This window comes from Bradyrhizobium ottawaense (genome assembly GCF_900099825.1).
Classification (GTDB): domain Bacteria; phylum Pseudomonadota; class Alphaproteobacteria; order Rhizobiales; family Xanthobacteraceae; genus Bradyrhizobium; species Bradyrhizobium ottawaense_A.
In genome coordinates this window covers 5,999,114-6,022,280 of record NZ_LT629693.1, presented here as the reverse complement: position 1 = coordinate 6,022,280, position 23,167 = coordinate 5,999,114, and the positions used below count along the sequence as shown (strand labels likewise).

Annotated in this window: 16 protein-coding genes and 2 pseudogenes; 5 read left to right on the top strand and 13 right to left on the bottom strand. The window is 59.6% G+C overall.

Features of this window, described 5'->3' with window-relative positions:
* Nucleotides 1-83 precede the first annotated feature (83 nt).
* Nucleotides 84-1,055: a hypothetical protein gene (locus BLR13_RS28150; protein ID WP_244524951.1), complete on the top strand. Its 972-nt coding sequence runs from the start codon at nucleotides 84-86 to the stop codon at nucleotides 1,053-1,055.
* Nucleotides 1,056-1,266: 211 nt separating this feature from the next.
* Here the strand turns inward: BLR13_RS28150 and BLR13_RS28145 are convergent, their stop codons facing one another.
* From BLR13_RS28145 to BLR13_RS28085, 10 genes are all read right to left on the bottom strand, one after another.
* Nucleotides 1,267-1,767, bottom strand: coding sequence for a DUF4760 domain-containing protein (locus tag BLR13_RS28145; protein ID WP_074817175.1), 501 nt, complete (start codon nucleotides 1,765-1,767; stop codon nucleotides 1,267-1,269).
* Nucleotides 1,768-2,473: 706 nt separating this feature from the next.
* Nucleotides 2,474-2,806 (bottom strand): GYD domain-containing protein, encoded by a 333-nt coding sequence (locus BLR13_RS28140; protein WP_074817178.1) that lies wholly within the window; start codon nucleotides 2,804-2,806, stop codon nucleotides 2,474-2,476.
* Nucleotides 2,807-2,841: 35 nt separating this feature from the next.
* Entirely contained in the window at nucleotides 2,842-3,333 is a 492-nt protein-coding gene (locus tag BLR13_RS28135; protein ID WP_074817181.1) for a hypothetical protein, read from the bottom strand.
* Between the two features lie 393 nt (nucleotides 3,334-3,726).
* The gene (locus BLR13_RS28125; protein ID WP_074817187.1) at nucleotides 3,727-4,128 is read right to left on the bottom strand and encodes a nuclear transport factor 2 family protein; all 402 of its coding nucleotides are present in this window, start codon (nucleotides 4,126-4,128) and stop codon (nucleotides 3,727-3,729) included.
* Between the two features lie 136 nt (nucleotides 4,129-4,264).
* Nucleotides 4,265-5,797 (bottom strand): group II intron reverse transcriptase/maturase, encoded by a 1,533-nt coding sequence (gene ltrA, locus BLR13_RS28120; RefSeq protein ID WP_171944926.1) that lies wholly within the window; start codon nucleotides 5,795-5,797, stop codon nucleotides 4,265-4,267.
* Nucleotides 5,798-6,213: 416 nt separating this feature from the next.
* Entirely contained in the window at nucleotides 6,214-6,621 is a 408-nt protein-coding gene (locus BLR13_RS28110) for an EF-hand domain-containing protein (protein WP_074817190.1), read from the bottom strand.
* 970 nt (nucleotides 6,622-7,591) lie between these two features.
* Nucleotides 7,592-8,752, bottom strand: coding sequence for an IS30 family transposase (locus BLR13_RS28100; RefSeq protein ID WP_074817198.1), 1,161 nt, complete (start codon nucleotides 8,750-8,752; stop codon nucleotides 7,592-7,594).
* 689 nt (nucleotides 8,753-9,441) lie between these two features.
* Nucleotides 9,442-10,476, bottom strand: coding sequence for an IS110 family transposase (locus BLR13_RS28095; protein WP_074831017.1), 1,035 nt, complete (start codon nucleotides 10,474-10,476; stop codon nucleotides 9,442-9,444).
* 589 nt (nucleotides 10,477-11,065) lie between these two features.
* Complete coding sequence (locus BLR13_RS28090; RefSeq protein WP_083387566.1) at nucleotides 11,066-11,959, bottom strand: BA14K family protein; 894 nt, start codon at nucleotides 11,957-11,959, stop codon at nucleotides 11,066-11,068.
* Between the two features lie 384 nt (nucleotides 11,960-12,343).
* Nucleotides 12,344-13,246 (bottom strand): transglutaminase family protein, encoded by a 903-nt coding sequence (locus tag BLR13_RS28085; protein WP_074831019.1) that lies wholly within the window; start codon nucleotides 13,244-13,246, stop codon nucleotides 12,344-12,346.
* A gap of 1,067 nt (nucleotides 13,247-14,313) precedes the next feature.
* On the opposite strand from BLR13_RS28085, the gene BLR13_RS28080 reads away from it, so the two are divergent.
* From BLR13_RS28080 to BLR13_RS28065, 4 genes and pseudogenes are all read left to right on the top strand, one after another.
* Nucleotides 14,314-15,426, top strand: a complete 1,113-nt coding sequence (locus tag BLR13_RS28080; protein WP_074817206.1) for an ATP-binding protein — start codon at nucleotides 14,314-14,316, stop codon at nucleotides 15,424-15,426.
* Nucleotides 15,408-17,078: an ATP-binding protein gene (locus tag BLR13_RS28075; protein ID WP_074817209.1), complete on the top strand. Its 1,671-nt coding sequence runs from the start codon at nucleotides 15,408-15,410 to the stop codon at nucleotides 17,076-17,078. Before BLR13_RS28080 ends, BLR13_RS28075 begins: the two co-directional genes overlap by 19 nt.
* 684 nt (nucleotides 17,079-17,762) lie before the next feature.
* Nucleotides 17,763-18,631, top strand: a pseudogene (locus tag BLR13_RS28070) (tyrosine-type recombinase/integrase).
* Nucleotides 18,632-18,643: 12 nt separating this feature from the next.
* Nucleotides 18,644-19,854: pseudogene (locus tag BLR13_RS28065) on the top strand (IS91 family transposase).
* Nucleotides 19,855-20,387: 533 nt separating this feature from the next.
* On the opposite strand, the gene BLR13_RS28060 reads toward BLR13_RS28065, so the two are convergent.
* The 3 genes from BLR13_RS28060 to BLR13_RS28050 form a co-directional block, all read right to left on the bottom strand.
* A complete protein-coding gene (locus tag BLR13_RS28060) occupies nucleotides 20,388-20,714 on the bottom strand; it encodes a GcrA family cell cycle regulator (protein WP_074817212.1) in 327 nt (108 codons plus the stop codon).
* 38 nt (nucleotides 20,715-20,752) lie between these two features.
* On the bottom strand, nucleotides 20,753-20,932 hold the full coding sequence (locus BLR13_RS28055; protein ID WP_074817217.1) for a hypothetical protein: 180 nt from the start codon (nucleotides 20,930-20,932) through the stop codon (nucleotides 20,753-20,755).
* Between the two features lie 363 nt (nucleotides 20,933-21,295).
* Complete coding sequence (locus BLR13_RS28050) at nucleotides 21,296-22,819, bottom strand: SGNH/GDSL hydrolase family protein (protein WP_074817222.1); 1,524 nt, start codon at nucleotides 22,817-22,819, stop codon at nucleotides 21,296-21,298.
* Between the last annotated feature and the right edge of the window lie 348 nt (nucleotides 22,820-23,167).

The following is a 23,167-nucleotide window of genomic DNA, read 5'->3' as shown; positions in this document are numbered from 1 at the left end:
AGGATACTTGTGAAGTCGACACCGATTTCGTCGCAAGATGCGCAATCGGCGAAATTCTGCAGACAAGTAAGAACTCGGCGCCGATGTCCGCACTATTCGACGAACTGCTGGCCCCAGGCGGCACCGAACTCATTTGGAGGGGCCGCGGCCCCGGACGCGGCATCGAAATGCGGCGGGCGTTTTCCGGTCTTTTCGGCCGTTTCTTTGCGCGTGCATATCTTCAGCGTTACCATGGCTTCACGTGGTTCGTGCCGATCGACGGCAGTCCGACGATACTTTCGAATAGAGCCAGGATCGTACAGAAGCCCGGTTCCTCTGCCGAGATGCCGGACTGGTTCTGCGCACAGCCGGGCCAGGTGGCGGTAGCCGAAGCCAAAGGATCGCATCAACGAAGCAACGTGACCGCGCAAACCCTGCCGGGCCCTCTTAAAACGGCGGAAAAGCAAATTGGCGGGGTGGTCCTCGAAATCCGGAGCTTTGGTCGCAGTGGCGTAGAGATATGGACAGCCCGCAGCGTCAAAGGCTGGGCGGTGATGTCGCGGTGGGGCGTCGAGGAGCCCGACCGCGATGCCTTCCAGTACGTGCTCGACCCGTCCACCGACGGGGAACCCCTCTCCGACGGCGATCGCGAGCATCTGGTGCAGGACGTTGCACGTCTTCACGTCGCTCAAACGTTGGAGGGGTTGGGTTACCCCGATCTCGCGAGCGAATTCGGCGTTGCCGGGTTGGAAGGTGCTGCGCGCCCGCGGCAGACGGCCACTATTGAAATCGAGGGCGAACCGCCGATCAAATACTTGGGCGCGGTGGTGGGCCCCTTCGGATTGCTTCATTTGACGCTGGACCGGGCAAGAGTGGCCGCCGCCGCAATGCCACCGGAACTCGCCAGCCAAATCCGCTTCGTCGGAATGCAAATCGACGACATTAGACGGTTGAGGGATCAGTCGGACCTCGAGCCTCGTCCTGTTCGAAGGTCGTCGGATGGTACAAGCGTCGGACCGGACGGTCTGGTGTTCGCGCCGATCGGCAGAGTTCGGCCTCTGCAAATCGAGATTTGAGGCGTCGGCATCTGATTCAAGGTACTTTTTCTTGTGCGCGAGAGGAACCCGAACCCCCGACCCAGCATTCTGATTTTTTGCTCGGACGACTGACTAGCGTTTGTTAGAAATCTATCCTGTCACTGACTGATAAGCATTTGCTCGAAAGCATATCAGTCCACTTACTTGTAGCCATACGAGGCACGAAATTGTCGCCGTTACAGGTTGAAGCTTAGCCGGTAGCCTTTGCTTTTCGAGCGACCCACTTCGCATTCAGCTCGTGCAGGTCTGCGTACGTGTACTTGTTCTTCTCCCGCTTTGCGAGAAAATCGAGGACGGGCTTCGCATCGCTGTAGTGGTTCGTGAGCGTGTCGCCCCAATAGAAGTAAACTACGTCGGCGTCGAGGACCTCTTCTCGGAGGCCGACCGCAATGAGTTCGTGGATATTGAGATATTTGCGGATGCAGAAGTAGTGCTCACGCGTCTCTTTGTCTTCGGAGATGCAGAATGCCTCAACGCTTGATGCTTTCCTCATTGCCTGAATGCCGGCGTGAAACTTGTCGAAGGCAGTCAGCATCTTTTCGTCGGTTTCAGTCTTGAGGAACATGTCGAAAGCTGCGCGGCGTCGCGCAATGACCCGCTGCGACTGAAGGGAGGTATACGCCAGCCATCCTGCCATTGCGGCGATGCCCACAGTGATCCACTGCGGAACGTTTCCAAAATCGACAGCCATTCTTCCCCCGGCCAAAGCGAGGACCTACCTTAGAATGTGGCCATAGCAGTAATCAACCATTCACATGGCGAATACCCCTGACAGGAGCAAGTTACTGAGAAGGAGGCGAATAAACCCGCCTCTGACTTCGATCACCGCGATCACAAGGGCGAGCCGACCAAATGCGTCGCGAGCAGGGAACAAACACAAACGGACAAGTAATTACTCAAAAGCCTTATCAGTTTGCGAAATCGACTGCGTTCATCGGGCGGCAGTCCTGGTCGAACCCGTCTCCGGCGATAGTCTCCCCAAAACGGGAATATTCCCGGAAACGGCCGGAGACTTTCGGGGATTTCCGCCTCAAGTTCGGCAGAGCGGGAGTCCGGAGACCAAAGCGAATGCGCGAAAAGCCGGGATTTCCGGCCCATTCCCGAGTCTCTTGGGAAGCCCGGCAGACTCACGCATTCCTGCTCGAACTAGTCTCTGGACGCCACTGGCCCGATCTGGGAATTTCCCACAATTGCAATGCGAGCATGTCCGCTTAGCCTCGGGGTACGGACTAATTCGTAAGAGCCAGCAGGTCCGTTAAGTGCCAAAAACGGAAGTGGCCCCGTATGAATGGCATGTCTGTTCTACCCCTCAAGAGCAGACAAGTGCGTGCTTCCGGTTCCCTCGCCGTTGGTCGAGCTTTTCGGCGACGCCAGCAGTGATCGAAGCCGGACGATTTCTATCGGGCGGGCTTATAACCTTTGACGACGGCCTCCGACTTCTTCAGGGCCGCCACAAAGTCCACTCCGGTCATCAACGCAGTGGTATGGCTGGACTTGATTGCGCCACCCGCCGCAATCGCTACGGCGATGGCAGCCATGCTCTCGATATTCGGTACGTCGGCAATCAGAATAACGTCATAGTCGCCCAAGCAGTACCAACCACCGACCATCTTGCCTCCGACGGCCTCAGTCGCCTGCCGTCCAACGGATTCAACACGGTTTTGCGGGCTCTTCACTTGCGCTGCCCATGATTCTGCTGTGTAGGCTGCCTGATACATATAGAGCGGCATGTTCCGACTCCCTTAGCCGAAATTCTCGTGACCTATCACTCGAAGAAGAGCGCGCGCTTCGCCGTTTCCGCGGCACGGGCTAACTTTATTCGCGCGATGACGCCGACGGCGATCTGCATGGTGGCGCTGATTACCCAGCTCAAACCGATGATGCCAGCCGTTCGGGCGCTCACGGTTTCACCCAGAACTATATTGGAGATGGACACCACCGTCACCACCGCGATGAGGAAAGTTCCGGCCGCAGTTAGCAGCTCCAACCTATCCGCACTGATGCCCAGCCCGTGCGGTCGCTGCAGGTGCATGTGGTGAGCTTGGGGCAGATCGATCCCGAGATAGAAGCCGGCGGCCCCGTAAAGCATCATGGCGAGCACGACCTGAGCCGAACCAATTAGGTCGATGCTACTTACCCCTGCAACGAACAGCCCACAGGAGGCCCCGATCAAAGCGAGTCCGAGCCGTTCGAGGACGTGCGCCAACCTGTTGTAGGTCGAGCAGGTATGCCATGGGACGCTGCGTTTGATGATCATGCAATCCTCCCCGAAAAAAAGATCGCGTTTCAGTTCGTAAAAAGGAGTAAAAGCGCCGTTTGTATCGCCGGTCCAATTCGAGGGGAATCAAAGGTAACCAATCACAAGCCCTTATGAAAAGCAGTTGTGCTTACCTAACTGGCAAGGATATCCCCACGACCGCTGGGCACGCCGCTGAATAGCTCTACCGGCGATTTATAAATATGAACTGCTTCACATCTACAGTTGATTATTCATCGCCGACGTTGGCGGGTGACGTTCGGCTCTCAGACATCGAGCCCCGGTTCACCTGCCGAGGCTGTGGCAAGAGAGGCGCGGATGTCCGGCCGGACTTTAACTGGAACAAGCACCCGGTCGCGGCAATGGGCTATTTCGTTCCTACGTGAGGCGACCTTATCTCTTCGTCCAACTTTGTTGCGGAACCTCTGTCCATGACGTGCCCACTGGGCGCATCGTGATCCACGTCTCGACTAGCTTGCCGCCCTCAATCCGGTAGCTCTGCATCCCAGCCCGGCTTTGCTTCTCGCCGGTCGACGGGTCCGGCCATTGAAACGAGAACCGAAACCATGCGCGATCATCAGTAAAGGAGTGATCGTAGACCACCACGCGAATACCCGGTCGGTCGTTATGGACGCTCGCCAGCTCAGCCGCGTAAGCCTCTCGCGTTACAGTCCGGTCGCCCTGTTCGTCGTGTCGAATGTAGTGCGATCCGACGCAGACAGGTTTCAAGTCGTATTGGCCTTCATGCCAAACCCGTTCCCATCGGTCGAATAGATCGCGGACCTCGTTTGACATTCGGCTTGCTCCATCGTGTTGCTATGCACGCAAAAATAAAAGCAGGCCGAAATCAAACTGTCGCTGGAAGTCTGCCTTTGGGTCAAAAGGCGAAACACTCAACCAGAGCAGATGTTTTTCGCGGTAGGGACGCGAGTTACCTCGCGCCCCCCGCACAGATCCGTACGGGCCCAATTCGGGCATACGGCTCCCACCTTGGGTGTCTGACGGCGAAGCGACTCTCTGGCCACGGATGAAGGATTCGCGGTTTCGGGAGCCAGTGGTCGGCCAACCGCTTGATCCGCTCCCAGGTCATCCCATCTTTTTGGCTCCGCCACTGCAGCGTTCGCCGCCAGAGATTGGTAACGTGGAATAGGAACGCGGACAGTGACGAACTGTTTGTCGGCACCGCGTGGTAGTTGAAGTAACCGGTGACGACCTGCTGCAACCATCTTCCCTGCTGGGGAATCGGCTGATGCATGCTCCGTCGCAGTTCCTGTTTGATGGCTTGCAACTTTGCCTGCATGCGATCGCGCCGGGACTTTCGTTTGATTTGGAATTTGCCCCGACGAGTTTTGCTGCAGATAAAGGTGAAGCCCAGGAAGGTGAAGGTCTCCGGTTTGCCGAGCCCGCGCCGCTTGCGGTTTTCCACCGCGAAGCGTCCAAACTCGATCAGCCGGGTCTTCTCCGAATGAAGCGACAGTGCAAACTCCTGTAACCGCTTACGCATCTCGTCGAGGAAGCGACGGGCGTCGGTCTCGTGCTCGAAGCCAACAATGAGGTCGTCGGCGTAGCGCACGATGATCATATTGCCCGCTGCCTCACGCCGTCGCCAGCGCTCGGCCCAGAGATCGAAAACGTAGTGTAAGTAGAGATTGGCCAGAAGCGGTGAGATCACCGATCCCTGCCCGGTCCCCTTGTCACTGACCGTCACGATTCCGTCTTCCAGGACGCCTGCCTTGAGCCATTTCTGGATCAGGCGGATGATACGTCGGTCGCCGACGCGATGTTCTACAAACCTGATGAGCCACTCCTGGCTCACCGTGTCGAAGAACGAGCGGATGTCAGCGTCCAGTATCCAGTTCACCTTTGTGCTGGTGATCCCGACCATGAGCGCATCCATCGCATCGTGCGTGCTGCGTTCGAGTCGGAACCCATACGAGAACCCGAGGAAATCCTCCTCGTAGATCGCGCTCAGCACCGCAGCCGTGGCCCTCTGGACGATCTTGTCCTCAAGGGCGGCGACCGCGATCGGGCGTTGCCGACCATCCGGTTTGGGTATGTAAACCCGCCGCGACGGTAGTGCCCGATACGCTCCCCGATGGACGCGAGCATGCAGGTCCTCAAGATTGCGCTCAAGGTGCTGCTCGTAATCCCGACATGTCAGCCCATCCACTCCAGCTGCAGCATTCCCCTTGAGTTCAGAGAATGCCTCTGCGAGATGGTCAATACTGACGTGATGGAAGAGCGCGGTGAACTTCTCCTTCTTCCTTTGCCTTGCGGCTTGCCGTATGCGCTCCAGCGCCTGTGACACGGTTCCCCGGTACTGTGCCCGGCCCGTGCTTTGCTGACGCACATTCCCCTCGGCCCCCGCCCTTGGCTCCACCAACTCCACAGCCGGTTGCCCAGCTTTGTTCGTTGGCTTCACAGCTACTATGGCGGGGTCAGACTTCTCATGATCGTACATCATCGGCTACGGCTCCTCGCCTTCCCGACGCGGGCCAGTGCAGCACGCATACTGGTGCTGGCCGACCATGAGATCTCCCGGTTCCCAAGCAAAGAGCGTGCGCACATGCCAGTGTCTAAGACCACGCCGGGCCGTCTGGGCGCTCGCGTTATCGCGCCCATCCGTGTTGCCTTCCGTCACCGGAACGACGTCGGCACCCAGAATGAGGGTACTTTCGCGGCTCAATGGCTGGCCTATGCGCTCCCCTGTCAACGCTTCGCCGAGGCCCTCGCGGGCATCTGCGCATGACTCGGGGTCGATGCGGTTCGCTACTCCTTCATCGTGATGGACTTCCACCATCTACTCCTTGCCGGTCTCCCGGCGCACTCCGGTTTACCCCGATAAACAGACGTTTGCTGACCCGGGAGTTTGGCGTGCGACTATTTCAAAAGTCGCAAAAGAGATTGACCGGCTTTTGAGTTCAATTCCTTGGCATCCAACGTCCCATCATGATCTGGATCTGCGGCACTGAAACGCTGCTCGACTACCGCGAGATACTCGTCCTTCGTGAGCGTTCCATCGTGGTCAGGATCGGCAGCGGCCAACTCCGTCTGAGTCAATCTGCGAGCCAATTCACGTTTGTCGAGAGTGCCATCGTGGTCGCGATCTAACTTGTCAAACAACGCTGATGCGGCCTTTTTCGCCTCCGCGAGGTCGACCGTGCCATCGTTATCCGTGTCGAACATTCGAATCCAATTCGAATGGCGGGACTTCGCTAAGGCCGGCGAGGCACCGGCTAGCGAAGCACCGGCGGTAAATGCGAGAACGAAGGTGCGGCGCGATATCATGGGGTGACCTTTCCCGGTTCCGATTGTACTACGCAACTCCGTCTGCGAATGCGAGTTCCCTGCCGGGTGGAGCTCTGAGCGATGGAAATCGCGGCCGCTCCCCATCGGCTACGTGAGCGATCCAGCGACACGACGCCAAAAAGCGGTTTCGCCGTGATGTCGCTTACGGGTCAGACTCGAACTTAGCCTGAGCAAATGTCTTCTGCGATACCCCCGATAGCGGACATCGGTCGATGCAGTCGGCATGTCTCAAAAGTGCCGCCAGCAGGAGACACGCCGGCCATCGGTCTTTGTCTGCCGCCAACGTCAATGCTCACGGTCGTCTCGCCGCTCGCTGCGATCACTCAAGCACCCGCGGGCACGAAAAAGGGCATGGCCACCCCGCGACCTTTCGTTGTCCGGACTTCAGGGGCGCCGCTGCCGATCACCAGCGATAGCGATACCCGCCGCGATAATACCTGGGGCCGCCGTACGCGTATGCGGGGCGAATAACGCGCCGATACCCGGGACCAGCATAGTAACCTGACCGGTACCCGCCGTAGTATGCGGGGGCGTAGCCGTAGTTGTAGTACGCCGGGGCGTAACCGCCGTAATACGCCGGGGCATAGCCGCCATAATAGCCGTAACCTGGGCCATAGGCGTAGGCGCTGGAGGCTATGCCACCAATCACCGCCGCTCCAATTAGTCCGGCCGCGAGTCCACCACCCCAGCCCCAGCCACCACCTCTCCATGCTTGAGCTGGTGACGGGGCCACCAAGGCAGAGACGCCGATGGTGGCAGCTGTCGCTAACGTCAATGCTGCTTTCCTCATTTCCGAAGCCTCCGTTGTTCCCGGAACTTCAACCAACAGTCCGGCTTTAGTTTCCCCCGACGGTCGTTGGCGGAAGGGTTTCCGCGAAATTTAATGTTGATGAACGGCTTGGGAAACCGAAACCACGGTGCTCCCAATGTCCGTTCCGGGTCTGCCGGCTCAACCGGTCGACGCAACACAGGCGTTAAATCTCTCTGCTGGGGTTTCAAATTGCAAGGTCTCACGTGGTCGTTCGTTGAGCTGACGAGCCACTTTGTTCAGATGGGCTTGCGAATGTACCGACAAGTCGGTGCCCTTCGGAAAATACTGTCTCAGCAGGCCATTGGTGTTCTCGTTCGACCCGCGCTGCCACGGGCTTTGCGGGTCGCAAAAATAGACGTCGATTTTGGTCGCCAACGTAAAGCGGCGATGATCCGTCAGTTCCTTTCCCCGGTCCCAGGTCAGGGACTTATACAGCTCCTTTGGTAGCTTCTTCGCCTGCTTGATGAGTGCGGTGACGACCGTTCGGGTGTCCTTACCGGCCACCTTGGCCAACATCACGTAACGCGTATGACGCTCGACCAAGGTCGCGATGTAGCTGTTGTTCGGCCCGGACAGGAGATCGCCTTCCCAATGGCCAGGCACCGCTCGATCTTCAACCGCCGCCGGTCGCTGACGGATTGAGACGATATCCTTGATATGCCCCCGTCTGTCGCCGTTCGGATCAACCGGCTGGGAGCGACGCATTGAGCGCTTCGATCGAAGATGACTAAGCAGCTCTTTCTTGAGCACGCCACGTGTTTGTACAAATAAGCTGCGGTAGATCGTCTCGTGTGACACCTGATTACACTCGTCTTCAGGATGGGTTCTCTTCAGCCAACCGGCTATCTGCTCGGGCGACCAATCCAATCTGAGCTTCCCCGCCACAGCTCGCCGTAGCCGCGGACTGTTCGCCAATTTACAACATTTTGGACGACGAGCCCGCGCCCAGGCATTCTCGTCCGCAAGCGCCGCACGGTAGCGATCACAGCCGCCATTGCGGCTCATTTCCCGGCTCACCGTCGAGGGTGAGCGGCCAAGCAACCTGGCGATCGATCGGGCCGATTGACGTGCCGTAACGCCTCTGGAAATCACCTCGCGTTCTGCGAGCGTCAATGCCAGCCTGGAGCGACACCGCTCGGCAGGACGAATCCCACCATGCGGCGCCACCAAAAAATAGATCGACGATGACTGCTTGCCAAAAGCTCGTCCGATTGCCTTTAGCGACTCTCCGCGCTTCCAGCGATCCCATAACTCCGTTTTCTCTGCCGCAGTAAATCCTCTATGAAATATGTGAGCCATCAAACCACACTCCATCTCGCCTTCAAGATAAAGTGTTGCATCGACCGGTTGAGACCACCGTCCAAAAACGGAAGTCGCGGCCTTGCGGCGGGATGTCTGCTTTACCCCAACAACGGACATTGAAACCGCATCAGATGGCAGGGCCGAGACGGATGATGAAAGACAAGTGGCCTCGCGCGAAAGCTCTTAGGCGACTTAAAACCTTAGGGGTGACGTAACTCACAAGTGGGCTTTTCGGATTGATACCGAATTTTTTGCGTATGAAGGAGGACCACCGGTCCGCGGCGATAATACCCCAGAGATTTGACCACCCCCCACCATGGGCTTGAGCGGACGCACTCGCTTATGGTCATAGGCGCTTCGGGTCAAAATCAGATCTCGATGCTCGCAACGCAATGTCTGCTTCTCTAATCGGCCATTCGGGGTCAAGCGCTTTCAGACTATCCACCTATGCGGTGTCGATGTCACTCGCGGGCTCGTGCTTCTCTTCGGAATCGGCACCTGGGCCCTTCCATCATGGGATCCGAGGACGAGGCGGAACAATCTTTTGGACGACCTTGCCGTCAGTGTGTGACGGCAGGTCCAAGCAGACATACGAACTCACCTCATCCATCGTCCCGCGAGGGACATCTTTCCACCGCTCGGTGGAGCTCTGGTTTTCTCCTATCGGGTTTGATCCTGAACTGTTTTCATGCTGCTGCCGCGGCTTGCTCCCGGGTCCACCGGAACTCGGTGCCGTCAATCCAGATGCGGTGCATGATCACGGCCAGCCGGCGAGCCAGGGCCACGATCGCCTTCTTCATCCCGCGGCGCCTGGCGATCTGCATGGCCCACGCCTTGAGCCAGGACCATTTTTTTGAATGCATCATGCTCTGAGCTGCTTCGTAGAGCATCGTCCGCATCATCTCATCGCCACAGCGCGATATTTTGCCGCTCCAATCGATCTCGCCCGATTGATACCTGGAGCAGGTCAGCCCAAACACCGCCCCGACTGACTTGGATTTGCGGAACCGGGCTGGCACATCGACGGTGGCGCGATAAGTCAGCGCCACCACGGGGCCGACACCCGGGGTCGTCATCAGGCGCCGGCATACCTCATCCTCCCGGACGATAGCCAGCAAGCGGCGGTGCAGGATGATGATCTGTTCACGGAGCACCCGCCGGACGATGAGCAGCGGCTCCACCAATACCGCCAAGTCGGGGATATTCTCGACAAGCTGCTGGATGCGGGCCTCGAACCTCACCTTGCCAGCCATTCCGACCTTGAGGCCGAAGTTGCGCAAAGTACCTCGCAGATCGTTCTCGATGGCGATGGCCTTCGACTGCAGAAGCTTGCGATGGGTCAGCAGCATTCGCAGTTTTTGGCTGCGGAGCGTCTTTACATGCACCGGACGGTACAGTCCCGCCCGGATCATCTGAGCGATGCCGCGCGCATCATTGCGGTCGGTCTTGTTGATCTGCGCCTTCAGCACCGCCTGCATGTGCCGCGTCTCGACACAGATCACTGGTAACTCGGCTTCGGCGAGAGCGCTGAATAGCCATTGCGATAGCGGCCCGGCTTCCAGTCCGATCCGCTTGAAGCGGTAGGTGGGGTTCCCCAGAACCTTCAGCAGGGCTGCAGGTTCGCTCGCTACCTTCACTTCCTTCACGATCCTGCCCGTGTCATCCACAATGCAGATGCTGGTCTCCTTGACCGATACGTCCAATCCACCAAAATGGTCCATGCTGCGCTTCTCCTTCTGACGCTTGAGGCCGTCACCACGGACCTCGTTTTCACCATCAGCCTGAAGCGCAGCACCCAAAATCTTCAGCTATCCACAAGCTGGCCGGCCGATTACACCATCTTTAGGCGTCCTTTTCCGTGATGACCGCGAACTCATTGCCAAGCGGCACTCCGCCCAGGCCGAAGCGGACCGGGGCCTTGTAGTGTTCGACGTAGTTGTTTGCATGCTGGTTTGCCCTTTTGTCTGCGCGGCGGCCGAAATGCTCGGCAAGGTAGCTGTTGCCGCGAATGCCGAGCCCTGAATGGCCAAGCCGAGGAAATCTCGGCGGCTGTGCGGCAGCGTTGCACCCTTTTCAGTGTTGTCAGAATTCTGTTCTCCCAATGTCACTACGTGGTGACGCGACGCCCTGCGGCCGTCGCGCGCTACTTCAGGCGGGGTCCAGGCCCTGCGATTTACGCCAACCCTCTGTGCTGGGCCCGGCCGATCGATGCCGAGCTGCGCCGCGATTCCAGAACGGTAACGCCAACACGTATTCGAAGGGCGGCTCCGAAGAGGTGGTCGGCCGGGCGATCAGGTGAGGGGCGAGTACTTAGCAACCGCGGCAGATGCCGTTGATCATGCGGTCGAGCGCCGCGTTCTCCTGGTTGACTGGATCGTTCGGATTCATCAAGTTTTTTTCCGAGGTCACTTGATCAGCACGCGGCTGGCGGTGCCCCACCAGTGCCTCCGGCAGCAATTGCTGGTCCGAGTTCATCGACGGAGCTGCGGCTGGATTTCCCGAACCAGCCGGCTGCGCAATCGCCGCCGTCGCGGCTCTTTCTTGGTTTTTTCCGCAAGGATGTCGCAGACCATCGTCGCCGAGATACGTCCCGGACACCGGGTCGTAGGACTGGTAATGCTGGGCGCAATAGGAAGGATCAGCGCCGCTCGATACCACGGAGCCGGAGTACCCGTCGTAGCCGGGGTCGTTGTAAGCGTAGCCGTCGTTATAATAATTGGGATCGTAGTATCCAAAATAAGTATAGGGGTCGTAGTAGCCACCGTAGCCATAACCCAGCGCGCTACCGGCCGCTAATCCGCCAGCAAAGCCGACTCCTCGGTCATAACCGTGGCGCCGGTCGCGATCGCCGCGATACCCGCCGTGCGCAAACTGTCCGTCGCTGTGCCCAGTGAAATTTCCGCCGCTCACTGAGCCAACTCGGCCATCGCCGATGCTTGCTTGAGCACCGCGGAACCCGCCGCCGCCGACGTGCATCGCGCCGCCACCGCCGACGATGTGCATCCCGCCGCCACCGCCGACGCCGACGCCGCCGATGTGCATCCCACCGCCACCGCCGACGCCGCCGATGTGCATCCCACCGCCACCGCCGATGCCGCCTACATGCATCCCACCGCCGCCGCCGATCCCCGCCGCGAAGGCCGGGCCTGCAACAGCTAACGCGAGTGACAGGGCCGTAGCCCCGACCATACGAAGTTTCGACATTGTGCTTCTCCACAAGAACCTAAAGCAGAAACATAGGCGTTAGGCGCGAGGCTCATGTAGGTTAGCAATCCGCCGCTACCATTAAATTGAATTTTAAGAGTCAGAGGCCCAGCAAACGCTGGTGCATTCGCGTTGAACAATTGGGTTGCTTCCAAGTAGCCACCGCGCATATGCGCGCGAGTTTTGCCTTGAAAACCGCGTGCCGCCGAATATCTGGCCTGGCACATGGCCAAGTCAGAGCACCGCACCTCCGTTGTCGAGCGCAAATTGATCGGCGGTCCCGGTCCGGTGACCGTAAGCTTCAGAGATTTGACTACCCCCCAGCACTACGAACGGCTTAGAGAAGCCGCAACGCCGTGTGGATCTATGTCGGAAGCTTGACTTCTAGCCGGCCACTGCAGCCCAAGCAGTCGAGTCACCGTCGGTCTTCACGTTAACCTCGACCTCCATACCAAGCTCATCCTCAGCATCTCCCCAATAGCTTCCAGAGAGGGGGATGGCTTGTCCCGGCGTTCGAGCAACTCCTATGCGGATGAGGTCGCGATTACCGACTATCCCATTCGTCGGATCGAATTCTACCCACCCTGATCCCGGCACATAAATCTGACACCAGGCGTGCGTTGAGCCTCCCCCAAGCCGAATCGGCCCATCGCGGGTTGGTACGTAGACGTAACCGGTAACGAACCGAGCCGCGAACCCGAGGGCTCGCGCCGCTTCCATCATTAGCAGCGCAAAGTCTCTGCAGGTGCCTTGTTGATTCCTGAGTGTTTCTCCAGGCAGTTGCGTTCCGCTGGATATTCGCCGTTTGTATGAGAACCCTTCTGCTATTGCTTCGTTGAGCGTCATCAGGAGTTGCCCAGTTGGACGGCCAGTATCCTTCCGCAAGAACTTTTCCAACCACTCCTCTACTCCGATATCCTGCGGATGGTGGCGACGGATATAGGCCGCGAGATCCGGCGATTCATCCTCGGAATACGAGAATGGGTGCGAGCGGGCGTAATCCTCTATCCGGAAGTCAGGGGCATTTTCGGGCGTGTGCTCGAGGCGGATGAATGTCTCGAATTCCAGCAATTCGCACTTCAAGCCAAAATCAACCAGGGTCAAACAGTTGCCAAACACGTCGTGGATCCATCTGACCTCAGCAGGTTCGGGAACGACCTTAAGATGGCAATCCAGCAGTCGTTGGTCGAAGCTGTCTCGCGGGCGAAATAGGAGCTGATGCAGACCAGGTCTAATCGGGCGCTTGTAGCGATACGTCGTTTTATGATGGACAGAGAAGACAGTCATGGCGCTTTCAGAGACCAAGAGCTCGGTACGGGACACCATACTCCAATTCTCGAGCCCGTGGGAATCGCACCGATCCTACCGGACCTGTATCGGCATGGAAGCTCCTGCACTCGCTTCTGGTCACAGGGGCTTCGGGTCAAATCAGATCTCGCTGCTCGCAACGCATTGTCTGCTTTACCCGCCTGTCAGATGGTCTTCGATGTTATTGGCGACCTCGTCGCAGACCGACGCCAACTCAAGCAGCTCGTTCTTCACGAAAGGATCGTCGGTCTGTTCGGCAAGTTTCCGATACATGGCCGCTTGGCCCCGTAGAGAGTCAGGCCAATCATGCGTGCCAAACACAGTACCGTTGAGCTTGGAGTGGTGACAATCCATAGTGGGGGGTTTCACTAGAACGCCGAATGCTTGAAGGTGATGTAGGTTCGCAATCTGCCAACACCACTAAATTGAGTTTTAGTTCTCGATGCAGTCCGCGGTGCGGAATTCCAGACACGCGATGCGGCATTATTTCCCCGTCGCCTTCGGCCCCAGTTCTTACAGGCCTCAAGGGGGCGCCTAAGCGGATGACCATTTTGTAAATGGCAGCGGGCGATCTGGCGTTAGCGTTGGCAACGTCTGTCATCTCAGCAACGGACATGGAGAGCGTGCATCCGGAACATGCTGCAACGAAAGCTTGCCAAGGGCGTCTGCTTTCGTGCCGTAAGCTGACGTCAAGCGCATCAAGTCATGCGCCCGTTTTGTGCCAATCTCGAAAGTCGGCAACAACGCCAATCGGCTCCAATCACACTCCTACCGCCAACGCGCACTATTGCCATCTTCAGGATTCGCGCGGCATGAGGCCGGGCGGCCGAGTGAGCGCGGTTGTAGTCGGAGCTAGGCCGGGAAACAGCCTCGAGATTGCGGAGCGATGTGATCTGACGTAGAACTTCGATGCCTCTGACCGCCTTGTGCGGGGGCCGGCCGTTTTCTTAACTTGAACCTACGACCCAGGTTAGGGGCCGTGCCGATGGCCTCGGCCTGAGGACGGGGAAAGAGCAGAGCGCATTTTCTTGGCTGAATACCCATCCATGGTCAGGACTGAATCGTCGGCGTGCAGCCGGGAAAGCACGATTCTCACAACCGATGTCGTGAGCAGCACCGCCCTGCTCCGCCGCTATCCCAACGATATGATGGCCGCCATGGATCTGCACGACCAGATCCTCCACGCGGCCATCCGCCGCCGTTCCGGCGATCCGTTCAGGCACACAGGGGACGGTGTGTTAGCGATCTTCGAGCGGCCGCGGGACGCGGTGCTGGCGGCGATCGACGCGCAACGCGAGATGCGCGGCGCCGCCTGGGGTCCCACCGGGCGGCTTCAGATACGGTTTGGCATCCACACGGGCCTGACGCGGGCGCGGGGAAGCGACTTCTTCGGCCCTGCCCTGCCAACGGCCACGCGGTTGCAGAGCGCCGCCAACGCTGATCAAATCCTGCTTTCGGACGTCACGGCGGAGCGGCTGGCGATCGACCGTGTTCAGACGCCGTTCGAACTTTCCGACCTGGGCGAACACCACTTCAAGGGCATCGAACCGATCCGCGTCTACCAGGTCTGCACATTGGACCTGCCGAGCGCCTTCCCGCCGATCGGCGGCAAGCGGGAGACCGCCGGAGGCAATCTGCCTGCAAATCTGAGCTCGTTCCTCGGCCGCGAGCGGGAGCTGGACGATCTTGGCCGAATGGCCCACGAGTCGAGGTTGATAACCCTTGTTGGTCCTGGCGGAATCGGTAAGACGCGGCTGGCCATAGAGTTCGCCCGGTTTCTGGAATCCTCCTTCCCCGATGGCGCATGGCTTGTTGATCTGTCGGCGCTTGAGCGGGGCAGCGAGGTCTGGCCCGCCATAGCAGAGTCCCTGCTGATTCCGCCACTCCCCGGCGTAGAGCGGCGAATCCAGGTCCTCGAGCGTCTGCACGACGCCCGGGCGATCCTGCTGATGGATAATTGCGAGCATGTGCTCGACCCGATCTGCGACGCGGTCACCGAGCTGGGTTCGACCTGTGGCGAGCTGTTCCTGATCAACACGAGCCGGCGCACGCTTGGAGTAGAGGGCGAGGCCCTCTACCAGGTCTCCTCCCTGGATTCCTGCGGGACGGCCCCGGGAAGTCAGCGGCCGTTCGCCTGTTCGTGGAGCGGAGCCGACTAGTCGACCGGCGGTTTCAGCCGACCCCGGACGATCTCGCCCTCATCCAGAGGATTTGCGCGAATCTCGAATACATTCCCCTCGCCATCGAGATTGCGGCCGGTCATCTGCGCCGCCTTACATTGGAGAGCATTGAGGACGGGGTAGCAAAACCTCTTGATCTTCACTCGAGTATCTTTCGGCGCCGCGCCGGCCGCCAGCAAACGCTTCGGCAGACGCTCGAATGGTCGTACGACCTACTCGACCCGAACAGCCGCCAGGTTCTGCAGCGGCTCTCCGTGTTCTCCGGTTCCTTCCACGAAGAACAGGCTTTGGCTGTCTGTGCCGGGGACATGCCCAACGAATCCGACGTGCTCAGCGGGATCGACGAACTGGTCGAATCCTCGCTCCTGGCGCGGGACGTGGGCGGCCATCAGCTTTTTAGAATGCTCCAAACCGTGCAAGCCTTCGGGCGGGAGAAGCTCGACGAGGCAGGTTTGCTGCAGACCGTGGAAACCCGGCATGCCGAGGTCTATGCGGCCCGATGCCGGAAGCTCAGCCGACAAATCGCAAGCGCCAAAGAAGCCAGCGCCGTCATCGCGATTTACGATGAGTTGTCTAATCTCCGCGCAGCCTTCGAGCGGGCCTTAACGCGCGATCTGAAACTGGCAGCGGACTTGGCGGCCCCTCTGTTCCTGTTCAACTACTCACATCGCGGAGTGGAAACCGGTAAGTGGTACGAGCGGATCATGGCCAGGCCGGGCGCCGATGAGCTCGAACAGGCACCCATCCTCCTTGCCGGGGCTGCCGGCCACGTTTTCCACGATGAGGGAAATCGGAAGAAGGCCGCCGCTTTCATCGAACGGGGCTTCCAGATCGAAGCCGCCGGGTTCCGATCGAGCCAAGGCTGGCTTTCCGGTGTTGCCGGTCAGATGGCCCAGTGGTCCGGGGACACGACCCGGTGCATCGAGCACCACATGACGGCGGTCGAACAGGCACGAAGCGCGAGTAACACCACCTGTGAGATCATGTCCCTATGCATGGCGGCTTTCGTGAAGGCGCGGGCTGGAGATCTCGATGGCGCCGCCGAACTGGTCAGCGAAGTCACCCAAATTGGGCAGACGGCCATGCAGCCCACCCTGATGGGGTACATTCATTATGCCCGAGGCGGCGTAGAAAGCTTCAAGGACCCCAACAAAGCGATCGATGAGTACCAGACATCCGTGGAATGGGCGAACATGGGGGGCAATCATCTGGGCACCCACCGGATCAAGCACCTGATTGCTGATCTTCAAGCGGCGCAGGCCGAGCCGACCGAAGCCTTGGCTATTCATGTTCGCTTGCTGATTGATCTTCCGAAGCACGGGGCAACCTTCTACAACTGGTCAACGATCCGGTCCCTGCTCTCGCCGCTGGTTCAGCTCGGAGCAGATGAAGACGTTGCTGTATTGGCAGGTGCCCTTATGGCTTCGCCGTTAAGACTAGACAGATCGGCCCGAAACGCCGTCCATAAAGCTAAAGACAGATTGGGCGACGGTTCATTTGAGTTGGCGGCGGCGCGCGGATCTCGGTTTGACCTAGCGGAGGCCCGAACGTACATCATCGATCTCTGGCGAAGCATGGGGCGCCAGTCGAGGCAAGACGGATCTGGCGCGAAGTCTGCGGGGATGTGCTAGTCGGTTCGCAAATGGGGCAACGCCTCAATATGCGCGCCTCTTCCCTCAACAACGGACATCAAGACCACGGTTATGTCAGCCTTGTGCCCATAGGTCGTCTTGTAGCTTTCAACCATAGAAGTGGGTTTTCTGTTTTAAAAAACTGAAAATTTTGCGTATGAACCAGGACCACCGGTCCGCATCCTCTTCGCGCCAGAGAATTGACCACCCCCCACCCCGAAGGTCTGACGACGCGCCTAGTTCCGGTTGAAGTCGACGTCAAAAGCAAATCTTTGATGTCTGCTCTTGCCTCGATATTGTTGCAAAAGTCGAAAATCGAACGACCCTGAAAATCTCGCGAAAGTTGGTTTTTGGACTTCTCTGCTGCTGCGCCGCTTTTCAACGCCACAGCGGAGGTCCGTGATCGATTTTGGATGAAACGATATGGCCCCTTAGGTCGCCGCGCGGAAAACGCATCAGCAGCTCTAAGAATTTTCGTTCGGCACTCCAAAAAGACTTTTGCAACAATATCGCCTCAACAGCGGACATTCACCAAAGGGGCGGTTACGTCAGCTTTGTGCCAAAGGACTAAACCGCTCGCGCGGTAGCGCTCCGCAGCCAACCGCGCGGGGTGGGGAGAGATAAGAGGCGCGTCCTGTCTGAAGATGAGGAGTTGCAACCCTCACTCCAGACAGGAGCCTCCCCATGACCGACCAGGCAATGAGCCCGTTACGCCGGCGCATGATCGAAGATATGACGATCCGGAAGTTCGCGCCGAAGACCCAACATGACTACCTTCAAAGGGTCAAGAACTTCGCCGCCTATCTCGGCCGCTCGCCCGATACGGCGAACTTCGAAGACCTCCGTCGCTACCAACTCCATTTGGCGGGGAGCGGCGCCGGTGTTCCTACTCTCAACCAGACCATCTCGACGCTGCGGTTTTTCTTCAAGGTCACGCTCGGGCGGCCGGATATCGTGGAGCGCACGGCATTCGTCCATGAACCCAGCAAGCTGCCGGTGGTGCTGAGTCCGGAGGAAGTGGCGCGCCTGCTCGATGCGGCACCATCGCTCAAATACAAGACGGCGTTGAGCGTGGCTTACGGAGCAGGATTACGTGCTCTGAAGTGGTGGCACTGAAGGTATCCGACATCGACAGCCAGCGCATGGTGATCCGGGTCGAGCAAGGCAAAGGCCGCAAGGATCGCTATGTCATGCTGTCCCCGCATCTGCTCGCTCTGCTGCGGGCCTGGTGGAAGCTGGCGCGGCCACAAGGCTGGCTGTTTCCGGGACAGAACCGGCTGAACCCACTGACGATGCGCCAACTCAACCGCGCATGCCATGCCGCCGCCGATAGAGCCGAGATCGACAAGCGCGTATCGCTCCATACCTTGCGGCACAGCTTCGCCACTCACTTGCTCGAGCAGAACATCGATATCCGGGTGATCCAGGTCCTGCTCGGCCATGCCAAGCTCGACACCACGGCGCTCTATACCCGCGTCGCCACAAAGACGATCCAGCAAGTCATGAGCCCGCTCGACCGCATCACGCTGACACAGGCCGAGCCGCCGACCTGACGCGGGCTCCTCGTGTCGCGTCCATCGCTGGAGGTCGCGGATATCTTCCGCGGCCACGGCCCGGCATGGCGCCGGGCCAATGCCGGCCATGTCAGCCTGGGCCAATTGAAGGTGATGTCGGCGATCGAGAGCTGCCGCACGGCAGCCCTCGGCGGCCATGTCGCGCTCTGTGAGGAGTGCGCCTACAGCCAGATCTCATACAATAGTTGCCGCAATCGGCATTGCCCGAAGTGCCAGGGCGCGGCGGCAAAGGAATGGCTGGCCGCGCGCGAAGCCGATCTGCTGCCGGTGCCGTACTATCATGTCGTATTTACGCTGCCAGCGGCCGTCGCCGACATCGCCTATCACAACAAGGCGGTCGTCTACGACCTCCTGTTCAAGACCTCGGCCGAGACCCTGAGCACCATCGCCGCCGACCCCAAGCACCTCGGCGCCCGCGTCGGCATCACCTCGGTCCTCCATACCTGGGGCTCCGCCATGACCCATCATCCGCACGTGCACATGATCGTGCCGGGCGGCGGCATCTCGCTCGACGGCGAGCGCTGGGTGACGTGCCGCCCCGGCTTCTTCCTCCCGGTGCGTGTGCTCTCGCGACTGTCCGCCGGCTATTTCTGGAGAAGCTCCTCGCCGCACACGAGGCCGGTCGTCTCCAGTTCTTCGGCGCTCACGCCGCTCTCGCCGACCCACAGGCGTTCGCGGGTCATCTGGCTCCGCTGCGCCAAGCCAAATGGGTGGTCTATGCCAAGCGTCCGTTCGGCGGCCCACAGGCCGTGCTGGCCTATCTGTCGCGCTATACCCACCGCGTCGCCATCGCCAACAGCAGGCTGATTGCCTGCGACCGCAACGGCGTAACCTTCCGATGGAAGGACTATCGCGCTGAAGGTCGTGATCGCCGGAAGGTCATGACACTCGCCACCGTCGAGTTCATCCGCAGATTCCTGATCCACGTCCTGCCGCAAGGATTCCACCGCATTCGCCACTACGGCCTGCTTGCCAGCGGAACCCGCGCCGACAACATCGTTCAAGCGCGCCGCATGCTCGACGTGACGGCGGCACAGCCCGAGGCTGGCGATACCAGCTGCCCCGAGGCCACCGAACCCAAGCCGAACCCGTGTCCGTGCTGCGGCGGTCGCATGATCGTCATCGAGAGGTTCCAGCGCGGCGCCTCGCCGCGTTACCGGCCGGCGGCATCTCCAATCGTGATCAGGATCGACACATCATGATCAGATCAGATTCGCGGCCACACCCCATCGCGGCCCTGCTGCTTCGCCGGCTCTTGGCTGGCAATGATCATGCTTGCCCTCGCGTCGCTCTCGATAGCCGTCGTCCGCTGCGCGACGCCGATTCTGCCTATCGCAATCGGCCGACCGCGTTCGTCGCCCCCTCAATCGCTTCCCAAACAAGCCTTCAACGCACCTCGGCAACAGACCGCCAGCGTCGAAATCCCCATAGCGCCTGACGCAAGACCTCGCCTCCACACCTTCCGCGGTTTCCTCCATTGGAGGTTTGCGTACGCCGGCCCCACCCTGCCCGCCGCGCCACCATCATGGGGCCGCCATCCGCAAACCTTCACAAACTCGGAAGTGAAGCGGCACGCAATCAGCTGTACGACGCTGAACGATATCGTTCAGTCACTGCTGAGTCTCGGATTACCGCCCTGGCGCGTTCAGGTGCGTCGGGGATTGCGGGCAATAAGGAAGCCGTTCGAACTGAACGAGGTGGGAGGCAGCGCGGCAACGATGTCGGGGTGAGCGGGCTAGCCCGTGTTCCTGACCGCGTCAGCTAGCATGGCGTAAAGCTGGCGCTTGCTGAACTTCTTCGGCTGCCTCCCTATTGTCTTCCGCGACACCTTCTTTGCCACCGGGCGGGCACAGGCGGCCAACAACGCCGGCCTTCGCTTCGGGACCGGCCTTATCTTGGGTTTTGCTGTTGGCGGCTTGTGACCACGCTTCAGGCCCAAACGAGTTAGCCTGCCGCAGACCGCGTTCCGGCTACACCCGAGACGGCGCGCGATCTGCGAGGCGCTCTGTCCTCCGGCCCAGAATTTTTTGAGCAGCGCAACGTCTTTCGCGTCCCAACACATGGGAGATACTATACGCCGACTGCCAACTACAGGCTAGTCTAGTCTTCGTCCGGCTCCCGCACGACCGACGGTTCGTCGGCGTTGTCATCTTCCTCTTCGTCCTCTTCGTCCTCTTCGTCCTCATCGGGATCTCGCGGCGGCATCGTGTTGCCCATGGTCACGAAGGGACCCCAGTCGATCAACCTGGTGGAAAATTCCTCCGGGATGTGTTGCTTCATGTTGTTGCTCCTCGGGTGTGGAAACGAGATCCACCTGTGCAGGTGCTTGATGCGCGCCATGGGATGAGGCAAAGGCAGTGCAACGGTCCTTACCGGCTTACTTACATCAAGTTCACGCAAGGAAGGTGCCGACCTGCTCGCGGCACCGGACGTACATCGGGTCCGTCACTCACGTTCGCTATCATTGCGGCGCCGAACAGGAGCACCAAGGCCGAACAGGAGCACCAAGAATGTCAAGACAACCAAGTCCCGTCAATTCCATGACATGCTGCCGTCCTTTTTTGCGGGGGGCGCGCTGGCGACGATAATATCACCTGATCGGTGGATACAGTGGAGGAAACCGTCAAAAGATAATCCTTAACTCTAGCGGCGATGCTTTTTCGACATTAGCGATGCCGCCGGCGCCCGGGCGTTGGCATCGAGCGATGTCGATGCCACTGGCGTCTCACCCTTGGCCTCTTCGCGTCCGACTTCGCGGCGCGGCCACGCAAAATCGTCGGCGCGGCCGGGGGGCGGCGTCAGCGCTTCACCCTTGAGCAGCGTACGTGCGGCGAGCGCATCGACCGCGGCCGGTCGCGTTCCCGGCCCCCCGAGCAATCGATCGGTGCCGACCGAGGAGGCGACCAACGGCAGGATTGGCCCTGCGAGAGGCCGCGGCGCGGGCTGACCGGGCACGGCGTTGGCATCGGGCGTCGCAGGCTCAGTTGGCAGTGTGATCGGCGCCGAACGCGCGGCGAGCAGGCGCGTGATTTCGCGCTCGACATAGTGCGCGAGCTTGCGCGCGCCAGCCTTGGTGAAATACACGCCATCGGAAGAGCGTAGCTGTCGGATCTGACCTTCGAAGTCCGGGCCCCTCTGCAAGAAGCGGCCGGCCTCGTCGACAAAGCCGTCCCAGACATCGACATATCCGATGCCGGCCTTGCCGGCCACATCGCGATAGAGCGAATCCAGGAACAGCGTGTCGGCGGTCGCCTTGGGGCCATATACCGCCGGCAGACCGACCCATAGCACCGGCACACCCTTGGACTTAAGCACGCCGATCATCTCTTCGATCTTTTTTTTGTAGAGCTCGACCCAGGGTTCCTCGCGAAACTCATAGAGGCCGTTCGGCGAGCGCGCCCTTTTCTCCGGTACTATGACCGGCGGCGCATCACTGTTGTCGGCGGCATCGTCCGGCGACAATTCGTAATCCGTCGCCTTGGTTGCGCCATCGGGCTTCGCGGCGAGTTTTGCGCTTGAAGGCTTGCCATCAGGTTTGGCCTTGGCGTCCTTCTTGTCGCTCTTCATGTCCGGCGATTTATTGTCGGATTTATCGGTCGCCGGCTCGCGGATCGCGACACGGTCGTCGAGCCCGAGCATGACGACAATGGCGTCCGCTTTTTCGGTGGCGAGAATGCCTTTGGCGGCGGCGGCCCAATCGGCCGGATCGCCCTTCGGTTGATATTTGATCAGGCCGGAGACGGTCTTGGGTCTGCGGATCACGCCCATGTCGGGCTGTTCGGCATAGGCGTCTTCAAGACCATAGGCGAGCCAGTCCGCCATGGCGTCACCGAGCACAAGAATGTGGCGCTCCGGTACGGTGTCGCGTTTCTCGGGCGGCGGCGCTTTTGAATAATCCTCGCGCACGGGCGATCGTGTTTGCCGCCGATCCAAACGAGGCTGGGGCGCGTGCTGCTGGAACGGCGCAAACGTGTCATTACCAAACCAGCCGCCACCGAACCCGCCGCCACCGCGTTGTGGCTGCGGCCGCTGCTGAAATCCGCCGAAATTGAAGAACTGCGCCGAGGTGGGTCCGACCATGCCGAGCACCATCACCGCCGCGATGGCTAGCGCAATCAGCGGGCCGCTCTCGGTGAAGATGCACAGCTTTTTTAGTTTGTCTGGCATGCTCTTGGACCGCACAGACGCAGAACCTGCCTCTACGCAGACTAGCACTAAGGACCTGTGACGAGTCTCAGATTACCGTGAAGAACGTTACCGTCAGTGCGGGCCAAACGAGCAACAGCCCATGTCCGGTTTGGATGAACGGACTTGACGCGCTTAAAATGCGGTGTCCGCTTTTCTCCCAAAAAACGACGTGTATCGGACGTCGTCCCAAGGTGGGCTTTTCGGATTGATACCGAATTTTTTGCGTATGAAGGAGGACCACCGGTCCGCATTCTCTTCGCGCCAGAGAATTGACCACCCCCCACCCCGAAGGTCTGACGACGCGCGTAGTTCCGGTTGAAGTAAACC